Source organism: Nocardioidaceae bacterium (assembly GCA_018672315.1).
Lineage (GTDB): Bacteria > Actinomycetota > Actinomycetes > Propionibacteriales > Nocardioidaceae > TYQ2.
The window spans coordinates 3,276,210-3,288,058 of the sequence record CP076053.1; the positions used below are offsets into that span (position 1 = coordinate 3,276,210).

An 11,849-nucleotide genomic window follows, 5' to 3' on the forward strand; every position below is an offset into this window, starting at 1 on the left:
GCGCAGGGTGGTGGCCTTCGGCGGCGGCCACGGTCTGGCGGCCTCGCTGTCGGCGCTGCGTCGCGTGGTCGACGACCTCACCGCGGTCGTCACCGTCGCCGACAACGGCGGCTCCTCGGGCCGGCTCCGCGGTGAGTACGACGTGCTGCCGCCGGGCGACCTGCGCATGGCGCTGTCCGCGCTGTGCGGCGACGACGAGTGGGGCAGCACCTGGGCGCGGTTGATGCAGCACCGGTTCCCCGGCGAGGGTCCGATGGGCGGGCACGCCGTCGGCAACCTGCTCATGGTGGGCCTGTGGGACCTGATGGGGGACCGCGTGCTCGGGCTGGAGTGGGTGGCCCGGCTGCTGGGCGTCGAGGGACGTGTCCTGCCGATGTCGTTGGAACCCCTCGACATCACCGCGCGAGTCCGCGGGGAGCACCCCGGCGCACCGGAGGCGGTCACGACCGTCCGGGGTCAGGAGCAGGTCGCCCTGACGCCCGGGGAGGTCGTGTCGATAGCCCTGCACCCCGACGACCCGCCCGCCTGCCCCCAGGCCGTCGAGTCCGTGGGGGCGGCCGACTGGCTCGTGCTGGGTCCCGGGTCCTGGTACTCCTCGGTGATCCCCCACCTGCTGGTCCCCGACCTCAGATCCGCCCTGGTGGAGGCCGACGCCCGTCGCCTGGTGGTGATGAACCTGACGCCGCAGTCGGGTGAGACCGACGGCTACTCGGCCGCCGATCATCTCTGCGCGCTGCTCGACCATGCTCCTGACCTGCGACTCGACGTCGTGCTCGCGGACCCCAGCAGCGTCGGCCGCGACCGCGGGCTCGACGCCATGGTCGAGCGGCTGGGCGCGGAGCTGGTGGTGAGGGACGTCAGGCACGACGACGGCGCCGCCGCGCACGACCCCGTGAAGCTCGCCCGTGCCTTCACGGAGATCTTGGGAGGGTCGTAGTCTGTGCGGCGTCCCTCCCACAGGACGGGATCCTTCCTCTCACCGACGACCGGTCTGCACCGAGACCACCGGAGGCTCGCATCATGGCGATGACCGCTCAGGTCAAGGCCGAGCTGGCAGCTGTCCCTGTCAGCAGGACGTGCTGCCGCAAGGCAGAGGTGACGGCCATGCTCCGCTTCGCCGGCGGTCTGCACATCGTGTCCGGGCGCGTGGTCGTCGAGGCCGAGCTGGACACGGGCGCCGCTGCCCGGCGTCTGCGTCGGGAGATCGCGGAGGTGTACGGCCACGTCGCCGACCTCGGCATGGTCTCCGGCAACGGCATCCGTCGAGGGTCTCGTTACGTCGTACGCGTCGTCCGCGACGGCGAGGCCCTCGCCCGCCAGACGGGTCTGCTCGACCAGCGGGGCCGGCCGGTCCGGGGCCTGCCTCCGCACGTCGTCAACGGCTCCGTCTGCGACTCCGTCGCCGCGTGGCGCGGTGCGTTCCTCGCGCACGGGTCGCTGACCGAGCCCGGTCGTTCCTCCAGCCTCGAGGTGACCTGCCCCGGTCCGGAGGCAGGCCTGGCCCTCGTCGGTGCTGCCCGCCGCATCCAGATCGCGTCGAAGTCGCGCGAGGTTCGCGGCGTCGACCGCGTCGTGATCCGCGACGGCGACGCCATCGGCGCGATGCTGACGCGGCTCGGTGCCCACGAGGCGCTCATGGCGTGGGAGGAGCGGCGCATGCGGCGCGAGGTCCGGGCGACCGCGAACAGGCTCGCCAACTTCGACGACGCCAACCTGCGCCGTTCGGCCCGCGCGGCCGTCGCCGCGGGGGCTCGTGTGGAGCGTGCGCTGGACATCCTCGGTGACGAGGTGCCCGACCACCTGCGGCAGGCCGGCCGCCTCCGCCTGGAGCACAAGCAGGCCTCCCTCGAGGAGATGGGTCGCCTCCACGACCCGCAGCTCACCAAGGACGCGATCGCAGGCCGCATCCGACGGCTGCTCGCGATGGCGGACAAGCGCGCGACCGAGCTGGGGATCCCCGGCACGGAGTCCGCGCTCACCGAGGAGATGCTGGCCGACGAGGCCTGACCGGCGGCCCGTGGCCGTTCAGCCCGGGGTGCCTCGTGCGGCCGTCGAGCGCTAGGGTCGAACCGGTCCCTCAGGACGGACCGTGCCTCGATCCCGACCTCGACAGGAGCACACCACCGTGACCGTACGCGTGGGCATCAACGGCTTCGGCCGCATCGGCCGCAACTTCTTCCGGGCGGTGCGGGTCCTCGGCGCCGACATCGAGATCGTCGCCGTCAACGACCTGACCGACAACGCCTCGTTGGCGACGCTGTTGAAGTACGACTCGACGTTGGGTCGCCTCGACGCCGAGGTCTCCGCCTCCGAGGAGGGCATCACCGTCGACGGCACGCTGCTGAAGGTCTTCTCCGAGCGCGACCCGGGTGCACTGCCGTGGGGCGACCTCGGCGTGGACGTCGTGGTGGAGTCCACCGGCATCTTCACCGACGCCGAGCAGGCGAAGGCTCACCTGGAGGGCGGCGCGAAGAAGGTCATCATCTCCGCGCCCGCGAAGAACGAGGACGTCACCATCGTCATGGGGGTCAACGACGGCGACTACGACGCCGCGAACCACCACATCATCTCGAACGCGTCGTGCACCACGAACTGCCTCGGGCCGATGGCGAAGGCCCTGAACGACGGGCTCGGCATCGTCACAGGCCTGATGACGACGATCCACGCCTACACCGGCGACCAGAACCTGCTCGACGCCCCGCACAAGGACATGCGCCGCGCCCGCTCGGCGGCCATCAACATCGTGCCGACGTCCACCGGCGCCGCGAAGGCCATCGGTCTGGTGCTGCCCGAGCTGAAGGGCAAGCTCGACGGCTACGCCCTGCGCGTGCCGACACCGACCGGGTCGGCGACCGACCTGACCTTCGAGGCGTCCCGCGAGACCTCCGTGGAGGAGGTCAACGAGATCATCAAGAAGGCAGCCGACGGACGATTCCTCCGCTACTCCGAGGACCCCATCGTCTCCACCGACATCGTCACCGACCCCGCGTCCTGCATCTTCGACGCGCCGCTGACCAAGGTCATCGGCAACCAGGTCAAGGTCGTCGGCTGGTACGACAACGAGTGGGGCTACTCCAACCGCCTCGTCGACATCACCGAGCTCGTCGGCACGAGCCTCTGAGCCGGTGAGCCTCCAGCAGCTGTCCGAGGCCCTGGGCGGCCTGGCCGGCAAGCGGATCCTGGTCCGCTCCGACCTCAACGTGCCGCTCGACGGTGCCCGCATCACCGACGACGGCCGCGTCCGCGCGAGCGTGCCGACCATCCGGGAGCTCTCGGATGCCGGCGCCCGCGTGCTGGTCTGCGCGCACCTCGGCCGGCCGAAGGGCGAGCCGGACCCCGCGTACTCCCTGCGGCCGGTGGCGGCGCGGCTCGGGCAGCTGCTCGGACGGGACGTCGCGTTCGCCGACGACACGGTGGGTGCCTCGGCCTCCGAGGCGGCCCTGGCGATGGGGGACGGCGACGTGCTCGTGCTGGAGAACGTCCGGTTCGCGCCGGGCGAGACCAGCAAGGACGACGCCGAGCGCGGGGAGTTCGCCGACAAGCTCGCCGCCCTCGCCGACGGCTTCGTCTCCGACGGCTTCGGCGTCGTCCACCGCAAGCAGGCGAGCGTGTACGACGTCGCGCGGCGACTGCCCTCGACGATGGGCGGGCTGGTCTCGACCGAGATCGAGGTCCTGCGGCGGCTGACCGAGGACCCTGAGCGGCCCTACGTCGTCGTCCTCGGCGGGTCGAAGGTCTCCGACAAGCTCGGGGTCATCGACAACCTGCTGGGCAAGGCCGACACGCTGCTCATCGGCGGCGGCATGGTCTTCACGTTCCTGAAGGCCCAGGGGCACGAGGTCGGCTCGAGCCTGCTGGAGTCCGACCAGGTCGAGACGTGCCGGGACTACCTGCGGCGTGCGGAGGAGACCGGGGTCGACATCGTGCTGCCCACCGACGTCGTCGTGGGCACCTCGTTCCCCTCCGGTGACGGCCCCCACGAGCACGAGACGGTGCCGGCCGACGCCATCGGAGCCGACCAGATCGGTCTGGACATCGGCCCCGACTCCGGGGAGGCGTTCGCCGCGCGCATCCGCGAGGCGGCGACGGTGTTCTGGAACGGACCCATGGGTGTCTTCGAGGTCGAGGAGTTCGCCGGTGGCACCCGGGCGGTCGCGGCGGCGCTGACCGAGGTCGAGGGTCTGTCGGTCGTCGGCGGCGGTGACTCGGCGGCGGCGGTCCGTACGCTCGGCTTCGACGACGACGCCTTCGGCCACATCTCCACGGGCGGCGGCGCGAGCCTCGAGCTGCTCGAGGGCAAGGACCTTCCCGGGATCGACGTGCTGGAGGACGACCAGTGAGCACCAGGAGCGTGGCCACGGGCCGCACCCCGTTGATGGCGGGCAACTGGAAGATGAACCTGAACCACGCCGAGGCCGTGCACCTGGTGCAGAAGCTGGCCTTCACCTTGGCGGACAAGAAGTTCGACCACGGCACGGTCGACGTGGCCGTGATCCCTCCCTTCACCGACATCCGCAGCGTGCAGACGCTCGTCGACGGTGACGGTCTGACGATCGCGTACGGCGCGCAGGACGTCTCGGCGCACGACGCGGGGGCGTACACGGGCGAGGTCTCTGCCTCGATGCTGGCCAAGCTCGGCTGCTCCTACGTCGTCGTCGGGCACTCCGAACGCCGCGACAACCATGCCGAGGACGACGCGCTGGTCGCGGCCAAGGCCCGCAAGGCCCTCGACGCGCACATGACACCGATCGTGTGCGTCGGTGAGGGGCTGGAGGTGCGTCAGGCCGGTGAGCAGGTGCCCCACGTGCTCGCGCAGGTGCGCGGTTCGCTCGAGGGCTTCTCCGCCGACGAGGTCGCCGGGATGGTCGTCGCGTACGAGCCCGTCTGGGCGATCGGCACGGGCGAGACCGCGACGCCGGCGGACGCCCAGGAGGTCTGCGGTGCGATCCGCGCCGACGTGGCGGAGCGTCTGGGCGACGAGGCGGCGCAGGGGCTGCGCGTCCTCTACGGCGGGTCGGTCAAGCCCGCCAACGTCGCCGGCATCATGGCCGAGACCGACGTCGACGGTGCACTGGTCGGCGGTGCCAGCCTCGACGCCGAGGACTTCGCGGGCATCTGCCGCTTCCGCGACATGCCCGTGCTCTAGCTCGAGCGGGGCGCACGTGGGTCCGGGGCCCGGGGTCGCGTAGGATCAGGCACCGTGCGTATCGCCTTGACCGTCCTCCTCTTCGCCACCAGCCTCCTCATGATCCTCCTCGTGCTGCTGCACAAGGGGCGTGGCGGCGGCTTGTCCGACATGTTCGGCGGCGGCGTCTCGGGCGGTCTGGGCGGCTCCTCGGTCGCCGAGCGCAACCTCGACCGTCTCACCGTCATGACCGGCGTCGTGTGGGGCGCCTGCGTCATCGGCATCGGCCTCCTCAACAAGTAGGCAACACACGCGGGCCCGCGGTTCACCCGGGGACCGACACCGACTAGCGTGCTCCTGCGGCGCCCCGCACGACGGCCGCTGCGAGGCAACACGTCCCACGGCACACGAGGAGCTCGACGGTGGCAGGTGCAGGAAACGCGATCAGGGGCAGCCGAGTCGGCGCCGGACCGATGGGCGAGGCGGAGCGAGGCCACGCCGCTCCTCGGCAGGAGGTCGAGTTCTTCTGCGCCAACGGTCACGTCACCGCGCTCGCCTTCGCGCACGACGCAGCCGTGCCGGAGTCGTGGGACTGCCCGCGCTGCGGGCTGCCGACAAGCACCGACGCGGACAACCCGCCGCCGGCTCCCAGGATCGAGCCTTACAAGACCCATCTGGCGTACGTGAAGGAGCGCCGATCGGACGGCGAGGCGAAGGTCATCCTGGAGGAGGCCGTGAAGACGCTGCGCAGCAAGCGCAAGAGCGGCGAGATCATCTTCTGACCAGACGCAGACGACGACGGGCCGGACACCGCGAGGTGTCCGGCCCGTCGTGTGTGACGGGTCAACGGTGTCCGGCGGCTGCCTCGTCGAGCCACCAGACGGTCTCGCTCCGCCCCAGCACCCCCGCCGCCGGGGTCTGCCGCACCTGGTCCGACCCCAGGCCGGCGAGGCCGACCTGGTCCCGGCGGGCCCGAGCACAGGCGTCCGCTTTCTCCTCGCCGCTGACGAGGAACCAGACCGCGTCCGCGGCGTTGAGACGAGGGAACGTCAACGACACGCGCTCGGGTGGCGGCTTGGGGGAGTCGGTGACCGACACCGTCGTGGCGTCGGTCTCGGTGAGGGCGGCGTGGCCGGGGAAGAGCGAGGCGCAGTGGCCGTCCGGACCCAGCCCGAGCATCACCAGGTCGAACGTCTCCGGGCCGTGGGCGGCGAGCGTGGCCGCGTACGCCTCGGCGGCCGCCTCGACGTCGCGCACCTCACCGGTCGCACCGACCGTGTGCACGTGGTCCGGATCGATGTCGACGTGGTCGAGCAGGTCGGCGTACGTCTGGGCCGCGTTGCGCTCGTCGTGATCACGGGCGACGAACCGCTCGTCACCCCACCAGAGCCGGACGCGGCGCCAGTCCACGGCGGGCTCGTGCCCCGCGCCGCTGAGCCGCGCGACCTCGGTGTGGATGCGCCGCGCGATGCTGCCGCCGGTGAGCACCACCGAGGGGATGCGGTCCGGGGTCTGCAGCTCGGCGATGCGCGCGATCAGGGCCTCGGCGACCGCGGTCGCGAGGGTGTCGGCGTCGGCGCACACCTCGTCGGTGACTCCGGCGGGGCGTGCCCCCGGCCCGGTGGGCGTCGAGGTCACGGGTCAGCCCTCCGCCGCGGCGAGAAGTCGGTCGATGCCGCCTCTCTGGTCGCGCAGGTGGAGGCGGAGCACCGGCCGACCGTGGTCGTCGGCCAGCACGCCGGCGTCGCCGGCAGCCTGGGCGGCGACCAGTCGCCCGAAGCTGAAGTCCTGACCCTCGACCTCGAGGTCGGCGGTGGGCTCACCCGTGATCTGCAGGTACACCCCCACGGCGGGACCGCCCTTGTGGAGCTGTCCGGTGGAGTGCAGGAAGCGGGGCCCCCAGCCGAACGTGACCGGACGACCCGTGCGCGTCGCCAACGAGGCACGGATGCGCTCGAGCTCTCCGAGCGCGTGCCGGTCGAGATAGGCCATGACGGCGACGTAGCCGCGGGCGGGGTCGAGCTGCGCGAGGAGCGCGCGCAGCGCCTCCTCGAGGGTGTCGGTCGACTCTTCGGCGGCCCAGCCCCCGGGCGTCCGCAGCTCGATGTCACCGTCGACGGCGTCCGGCTCGGAGCCCGTCCCGTCACCCCCGTCCAGCATCGACCGCGCCGCTGCCTTGGCGGACTCGACGTCGGGCTGGTCGAAGGGATTGATGCCGATGACCCGCCCGGCGACGGCGACGGCGAACTCCCAGAGCACCATCTGCGCGCCCAGCGACGCGTCGATGCGAGCTGCCCAGCCCGACGCGGGGGAGGTGCCCGCCAGCACGTCGTCGGGCCCGGTGGCGACCAGCACCGAGTCGGTCGTGGACGGAACGAAGTTCGGTGCGGACGCCGACTCGACGACGACGGGCAGGATTCCCTTGCCGTGCTTGCCCGTGGACTCGGCGACCAGCTGCTCGATCCAGTCGCCGATGCGCGCGAAGGACGCTCCGGCGTCCGCCAGCACGAGCTTGTCCACCCCACCGTTGGCGGCCAGTCCCAGCAGGCCGCCGAGCTGCACCGCGGGATTGTCGGCCGCGTCGAGTCGCAGCTGGTCGAGCACGGTACGACCCTCGTCGAGCAGGCCCTGGATGTCGGCTCCGGCCAGGCCGGACGGCACCAGCCCGAAGGCGGTCATGGCGGAGTAGCGTCCCCCGACCTCCGGGTCGGCGTGGAAGACCTCGTAGCCGGCCTCGGTGGCCTCCCGCTCCAGCGGTGAACCCGGATCGGTGACGACGACGACACGGTCGGCCGGGTCGATGCCCGCCTCACGGAAGGCCTGCTCGAAGGCACGCTTCTGCGAGGCGGTCTCCACGGTGCTGCCGGACTTGGAGGAGACCACCACCGCGGTGCTCGCGAGATCGGTCGAGACCGCCGCCCGCACCATGTCGGGCTCGGAGGAGTCCAGGGTCACCAGGTCGACGCCGTGGGCTGCGCAGATCACCTCGGGGGCGAGCGAGGAGCCGCCCATGCCGCACAGCACGATGCGGCGTACGCCCCGCTCGGTGAGCGTCTGTCGCAGCGCGGTGATGCGGGGCACCAGGTGCTGGGACTGCTCGGGCAGGTCGACCCAGGACAACCGCTTGCCGGCCTCGTCCTCCGCGTCGGGCCCCCACAGGGTGGGGTCCTGGGCGGCGATGCCCGAGGCCACCTGGTCGGCGACGAGCTGCTCGATCGTCGCGCCCAGCGCCTCCGGGACCGCGGCGTGGACGTGGACGCGGGTCCCGGTCACGCGGCACCACCCGTGCCGCCGTTCTTGGCGCGGTCCAGCTGCTCCTGGACGGACCCTTCGAGATCGCCCCAGGCGTCCTCGAACTTCTCCACGCCCTCCCTCTCGAGCACGGCGATCACGTCGTCGTAGTCGACGCCGGCCTCGGCGAGGGCGTCCATGTGTGCCTTCGCCTCGTCGTAGTGCCCGTGCACCCGGTCGCCCTGGATCTCACCGTGGTCGGCGACCGCGCGCAGCGTGTCCTCGGGCATCGTGTTGACCGTGCCGTCCACGGCGAGGTCGACGACGTACATCGTGTCGCGGTAGTCGGGGTTCTTCACACCGGTCGAGGCCCACAGCGGGCGCTGCTCGTTGGCGCCGGCGGACTTCAGCTCTGCCCACGCCTCGGTGTCGAAGAACTGCTCGTAGCGCTGGAACGCCAGGCGGGCGTTCGCGATGCCCGCCTTGCCCTTGAGGCCCTCGTCGGCGCCCGCCTTCTCGAGTCGGTCGTCGATCTCGACGTCGACGCGGGACACGAAGAAGGACGCGACCGAGTTGATGGAGGACAGGTCCTGACCGTTGCGGTGGGCCTGCTTGATGCCGTCCTGGAACGCGCGCATGACCTGCTCGTAGCGGTCGAGCCCGAAGATCAGGGTGACGTTGACACTGATGCCCTCGGCCAGCGCCTGGGTGATCGCGGGCAGACCCTCCTCGGTGGCCGGGATCTTGATGTACAGGTTCTCGCGGTCGACCTTGTTCCACAGCGTGCGTGCCGAGGCAAGCGTGCCCTCGGTGTCGTGGGCGAGCCGCGGGGAGACCTCGATGGACACACAGCCGTCCTTGCCGCGCGTGCGCTCGAAGACGGGCTCCATCTCGTCGCACGCCTCAGCCACGTCGGTGGTGGTGATCTCCTCGATCGCGGTGTTGAGATCCACGTCGGACTGCGCGAGCTCGCGCACCTGGTCGACGTAGGCATCGCTGTCGGCGAGCGCCTTGGCGAAGATCGACGGGTTCGTGGTCACGCCGACGATGTGGTCCTCACGGATCATGTCGGCGAGCCCGCCACTGCGGATGCGCGAGCGTGAGAGGTCGTCGAGCCAGACGGCGACGCCGAGGTCCGAGAGCTGGGCGAGAGGGTTGGTCATGGTTCCTCCTGCTTTCTGTGGAGTGTGCGATCGGGGCGCGGACGCTCAGGTCCGGGCGGCGGCGAGGCTGTCCTGGGCTGCGGCGACGACGGCCGCGGTGGTGATGCCGAACTCCTCGTAGAGCTTCTCGTACGCCGCCGAGGCCCCGTAGTGCTCCAGCGAGACGCTGCGGCCGTGGTCGCCGACGATCTCCCGCCAGCCGAGCGACACACCGGCCTCGACGGAGACACGGGCCTTGACCTGCGGGGGGATGACCTGGTCGCGGTAGGAGGGGTCCTGCTCGAAGAACCACTCACGGCACGGCATCGACACGACGCGGGCGCTGACGCCGTCGGCGGCGAGCTGCTCACGCGCCTCGACGGCGAGCTGCACCTCGGACCCGGTGGCGACCAGGACCACGTCGGGCTGGCCGTCCTCGGCGTCGACCAGGGTGTAGGCACCCCGCTTGACGCCCTCGGTCATGCCGGCGGCGTCGACGAACCCGTCCTCCCCGCGCGGGAAGGTCGGCAGGTCCTGGCGGGAGAGCACCAGGCCTGAGGGGCCGTCGGTGTGCTCCATGACCGCCTTCCACGCTGCCGAGGTCTCGTTGCCGTCGGCGGGGCGGACCACCGAGAGCCGCGGAATCGCGCGCAGCGACGCCAGGTGCTCGACGGGCTGGTGGGTCGGGCCGTCCTCGCCGAGTCCGATCGAGTCGTGGGTCCAGACGTAGGTGACCGGGAGCTTCATCAGCGACGCCAGGCGCACCGAGGGGCGCATGTAGTCGCTGAAGACCAGGAACGTCGCGCCGAAGACCCGGGTGCCGGAGTGGGCGGAGATGCCGTTCAGGACCGCGCCCATGCCGTGCTCGCGGATGCCGAAGTGGAGCACGCGGCCCGCGTACGGGTCGGCCGTGAACATGTCCGAGGACCGGTCCTTCGGGATGAAGGAGGTCGCGTCGTCGATCGTGGTCTTGTTCGACCCGGCGAGGTCCGCCGAGCCGCCCCAGAACTCCGGCATGTGCGCGGCGATCGCGTTGATCGCCTCACCCGAGGCCTTGCGGGAGGCGACGCCCTTGCCCGCCTCGTAGGTGGGGAGGTCGGCGTCCCAGCCGTCGGGGAGGCTGTGGGTCGAGAGCCGGTCGAGGATCGCTGCGCCGTCGGGGTTGGAGGCCTTCCAGTCCTCGAAGTCGGCCTGCCACAGGTCGCGGGCCTCCCGGCCCATCTTCTGCAGACCGCGGGTCGACTCGAGCACGTCGTCGGAGACGGCGAAGGTGGCCCCGGGGTCGAGCCCGATGAGCTCCTTGGTGGCCTTCACCTCGTCCTCGCCCAGCGCGGAGCCGTGGGCGTCACCGGTGTTCTGCAGGTTCGGCGACGGCCAGCTGATGATCGTGGAGAGCTCGATGAAGCTCGGACGCTCGTCCGCCTCGGCGGCCTTCAGGGCGTCGTGGAGGGCCTGCACGTCCTCCTTGTAGCCGCCGTCCTCGCCCGCGGTGGTCCAGTCGACGCGCTGCACGTGCCAGCCGTAGGCCTCGTAGCGCGCGGCGACGTCCTCGCTGAGCGCGACGGAGGTGTCGTCCTCGATGGAGATCTGGTTCTTGTCGTAGATCAGGGTGAGGTTGCCCAGGCGCTGCGTGCCGGCGAGCGAGGACGCCTCGGCCGAGACGCCTTCCTCGATGTCGCCGTCGGAGGCGAGGCAGTAGACGTGGTGGTCGAACGGCGAGGCGCCGTCGCCCGCGTTCGGGTCGAGCATGCCCTTGAGCCGCCGCTGCGCCATGGCCATGCCCACCGCGTTGCCGATGCCCTGGCCGAGGGGTCCGGTGGTCGTCTCGACGCCCGCGGTGTAGCCGAGCTCGGGGTGGCCGGGTGTCTTCGACCCCCACGTGCGCAGCGACTTCAGGTCCTCCAGCTCCAGGCCGAAGCCGCCGAGGTAGAGCTGGTTGTAGAGCGAGATCGAGGAGTGCCCGCAGGAGAGGACGAACCGGTCGCGGGCGATCCAGCCCGGGTCGGTGGGGTCGTGGCGCATGACCTTCTGGAACAGCATGTGCATCACCGGGGCGAGGCTCACGGCGGTGCCGGGGTGCCCGTTGCCCTTCTTCTGCACGGAGTCCATGGCGAGACCGCGGACGGTGTTGACGATGCGGTCGTCGAGGTCGGTCCACTTCAGGGGGGAGGGGATGCTCACGGGAGTCCTTCCGTACGGGAGTGCCGTGGTCGATGTCTGGTCGGGGACAGCCCGGTGGAGGAGGCGTCCCGCGCTGTTCGAGCCCTACCCAATCCTGTGTCGGACCCCACCTGCGATCGGGGGTCGCCGGGCAGACGGGTCCGTGCGGGGGCCGATAGACTCAGGAGACC

Annotated in this window: 11 protein-coding genes; 7 read left to right on the forward strand and 4 right to left on the reverse strand. The window is 71.4% G+C overall.

The annotated features are described in order from the left end of the window. The first annotated feature begins 10 nt into the window (after nucleotides 1-10). From yvcK to KLP28_15745, 7 genes are all read left to right on the forward strand, one after another. Nucleotides 11-937, forward strand: coding sequence for a uridine diphosphate-N-acetylglucosamine-binding protein YvcK (gene yvcK / locus KLP28_15715; protein ID QWC87027.1), 927 nt, complete (start codon nucleotides 11-13; stop codon nucleotides 935-937). Nucleotides 938-1,020: 83 nt separating this feature from the next. After that, on the forward strand, nucleotides 1,021-2,007 hold the full coding sequence (gene whiA, locus KLP28_15720) for a DNA-binding protein WhiA (protein QWC84971.1): 987 nt from the start codon (nucleotides 1,021-1,023) through the stop codon (nucleotides 2,005-2,007). Nucleotides 2,008-2,125: 118 nt separating this feature from the next. Further along, on the forward strand, nucleotides 2,126-3,121 hold the full coding sequence (gap, locus tag KLP28_15725) for a type I glyceraldehyde-3-phosphate dehydrogenase (protein QWC84972.1): 996 nt from the start codon (nucleotides 2,126-2,128) through the stop codon (nucleotides 3,119-3,121). Between the two features lie 4 nt (nucleotides 3,122-3,125). Beyond that, nucleotides 3,126-4,340, forward strand: coding sequence for a phosphoglycerate kinase (locus KLP28_15730; GenBank protein ID QWC84973.1), 1,215 nt, complete (start codon nucleotides 3,126-3,128; stop codon nucleotides 4,338-4,340). 35 nt (nucleotides 4,341-4,375) lie between these two features. Then, nucleotides 4,376-5,146, forward strand: coding sequence for a triose-phosphate isomerase (tpiA, locus tag KLP28_15735; GenBank protein QWC87028.1), 771 nt, complete (start codon nucleotides 4,376-4,378; stop codon nucleotides 5,144-5,146). A 54-nt stretch (nucleotides 5,147-5,200) separates the two neighbouring features. Continuing rightward, nucleotides 5,201-5,428 carry a preprotein translocase subunit SecG gene (gene secG, locus KLP28_15740; protein QWC84974.1) on the forward strand — a complete coding sequence of 76 codons (228 nt, stop codon included), beginning with the start codon at nucleotides 5,201-5,203 and terminating at the stop codon, nucleotides 5,426-5,428. A 119-nt stretch (nucleotides 5,429-5,547) separates the two neighbouring features. Next, nucleotides 5,548-5,907, forward strand: coding sequence for an RNA polymerase-binding protein RbpA (locus tag KLP28_15745; GenBank protein QWC84975.1), 360 nt, complete (start codon nucleotides 5,548-5,550; stop codon nucleotides 5,905-5,907). 61 nt (nucleotides 5,908-5,968) lie between these two features. Here the strand turns inward: KLP28_15745 and pgl are convergent, their stop codons facing one another. From pgl to KLP28_15765, 4 genes are read right to left on the reverse strand one after another with little or no spacing between them, the layout of a single operon-like run. Further along, complete coding sequence (gene pgl / locus KLP28_15750) at nucleotides 5,969-6,709, reverse strand: 6-phosphogluconolactonase (protein QWC87029.1); 741 nt, start codon at nucleotides 6,707-6,709, stop codon at nucleotides 5,969-5,971. Between the two features lie 57 nt (nucleotides 6,710-6,766). Next, nucleotides 6,767-8,398: a glucose-6-phosphate isomerase gene (locus KLP28_15755; protein ID QWC84976.1), complete on the reverse strand. Its 1,632-nt coding sequence runs from the start codon at nucleotides 8,396-8,398 to the stop codon at nucleotides 6,767-6,769. Then, entirely contained in the window at nucleotides 8,395-9,519 is a 1,125-nt protein-coding gene (tal, locus tag KLP28_15760; protein QWC84977.1) for a transaldolase, read from the reverse strand. The genes KLP28_15755 and tal overlap by 4 nt, the downstream gene beginning before the upstream one ends. A 45-nt stretch (nucleotides 9,520-9,564) precedes the next feature. Then, nucleotides 9,565-11,679, reverse strand: a complete 2,115-nt coding sequence (locus tag KLP28_15765; GenBank protein ID QWC84978.1) for a transketolase — start codon at nucleotides 11,677-11,679, stop codon at nucleotides 9,565-9,567. Nucleotides 11,680-11,849: the final 170 nt, after the last annotated feature.

What these genes read in the sequence shown, in the direction of transcription:
- tal (QWC84977.1), bottom strand. Translation starts at nt 9,519, where the DNA reads ATGACCAACCCTCTCGCCCAGCTCTCGGACCTCGGCGTCGCCGTCTGG.
- tpiA (QWC87028.1), top strand. Translation starts at nt 4,376, where the DNA reads ATGGCGGGCAACTGGAAGATGAACCTGAACCACGCCGAGGCCGTGCAC.
- whiA (QWC84971.1), top strand. Translation starts at nt 1,021, where the DNA reads ATGGCGATGACCGCTCAGGTCAAGGCCGAGCTGGCAGCTGTCCCTGTC.